Source organism: Lepagella muris, assembly GCF_004793975.1.
GTDB lineage: Bacteria > Bacteroidota > Bacteroidia > Bacteroidales > Muribaculaceae > Lepagella > Lepagella muris.
The window spans coordinates 1-1,792 of sequence record NZ_SRYB01000071.1; the positions used below are offsets into that span (position 1 = coordinate 1).

General features: G+C 40.6%; 2 protein-coding genes. Both read left to right on the forward strand.

From position 1 onward, the window contains the following. On the forward strand, positions 1–226 hold a 226-nt coding region (locus tag E5331_RS20875; RefSeq protein ID WP_275441323.1), incomplete at its 5' end, for a hypothetical protein. 162 nt (positions 227–388) lie between these two features. After that, entirely contained in the window at positions 389–1,423 is a 1,035-nt protein-coding gene (locus E5331_RS20020) for a Fic family protein (protein WP_123483336.1), read from the forward strand. Positions 1,424–1,792 lie beyond the last annotated feature (369 nt).

Here is a 1,792-nt window from a genome sequence, read left to right on the forward strand (position 1 = left end):
GTCATCATTTCTCACGCGACTTGCAGCGGCTCATCGAACGGCTCCGCAGTCGTTACGGCAACGAGCTACCCTGCCGCAACCTATGGTAACCTTCGTGTGCCCTTACGAGCGTTTGTATCGGTTTGTATCGGTTTGTATCGGTTGTTTCACCCCGATACAACCGATACAAGCAATACGCCAAATCTCCTCAAATCTGAAGGGCAAACGCGTGTGCCCTTACGTTTAAGGTGTCTATTAACAGATATGTAAATCGGGTGTTTTGCCGGAAATCAAATATTACAAAATCGTCTATCGGCTCAAAAAGGCATTTAAAAAGGCATTTATCGGCTCAAATTGAGCCGATTTTCCGAAAATAATGACTATTTTTGAGCCGATAAAAGAAACAGACATGACACAAGAAATAGAAATATTGCAGTTTCTGCATTACAATCAATCTGTCACAAGAGCTGATATTGAGGCAGCCTTGACGAATCCTCCAAGTCAGGCTACATTGAAGAGATTGATTGCTGAAATGGTAAAACATGGGAATATTGAAGTTGTCGGACGCGGTCCGGCAACACGATATCGTCTTACTCCGCAGGCACATGTAACTATGGAGTTGAATATTGACACTTACTTTGACAAAGATATTGATGAACGTCAGGTGCAGAAATCTTTCAATTTTGAACTGATCAATGATATTTTGCCAAGTGTTGAACTTTTCTCGACACAAGAACTTAATCGCCTTAGTGAAGCGCAAGAACAATTCCGTAAGCATCTTTCCGAGATGTCTGAAATTGAATATCGTAAGGAAATGGAACGTCTCGGCATAGATCTTTCTTGGAAATCATCTCAAATTGAGGGCAACACCTATTCTCTGCTTGAAACAGAGCGACTGTTGAAAGAGAAACAGACAGCCAGCGGTAAGACTAAGGAAGAGGCAGTGATGCTGCTTAATCATAAGGATGCCCTTGACTTTATTTTAGATGTTCCTGAATATCTTAAAGATTTGACAGTCGGACGCATAGAGGAAATTCATGCTTTACTTACAAAGGAATTGGGAGTGGAGAGGAATATACGACACCGTAGAGTAGGTATTACCGGAACAAACTATACGCCGTTGGATAATGAATTCCAGATACGGGAAGCATTGGAAGATTCAGTACGTCTGATAAACGGTAAGTCTAATATATTTGACAAAGCTCTGTTGGCACTTATACTATTAAGCTATATACAAGCATTCACTGATGGCAACAAGCGCACGGCTCGTATAGTAAGTAACGGTATTTTGATTGCCAATGGTTATTGTCCAATCTCATTTCGAACTGTTGATTCAGTTGATTATAAAAAAGCCATGCTAATATTTTACGAGCAGAATAATATCGCAGCTTTCAAGCGTATTTTTATTGATCAATTCCTTTTTGCGGTAAAGACCTACTTCTGAATTTGGACCGTTTACGCTATTTCTTTAGGAATAGGATCCCCCTCCCCGTCCTCTTGTATCGGGGATGGAGGAAATGCAAGCGAGGATATCGTTTATAATACCTTGTTTTTAGGTTGATATTTGTTTTATGCTGCAAAGTTAGAGATATAGAGATTACCCTTCTTGTTATTTTGAAACTAATCTGCCCACCCCACAAAAAACGTGTCGACTGTATCGGTTGTATCGCTTGTTTCACTTGTATCGGTTGTATCGGGGTGAAACAGGTGAAACAGGCGAAACAGGCGAAACAGGCGAAAGTTGGGATGAGGTAAAGAAAGAGACTGTCTAACAATCAAAAGTTAGATGGTCTCTTTTTTTGTGACGTATTAC

Excerpts from the sequence above, each read along its gene's own strand:
- E5331_RS20020 (WP_123483336.1), top strand. The coding sequence starts at position 389 with ATGACACAAGAAATAGAAATATTGCAGTTTCTGCATTACAATCAATCT.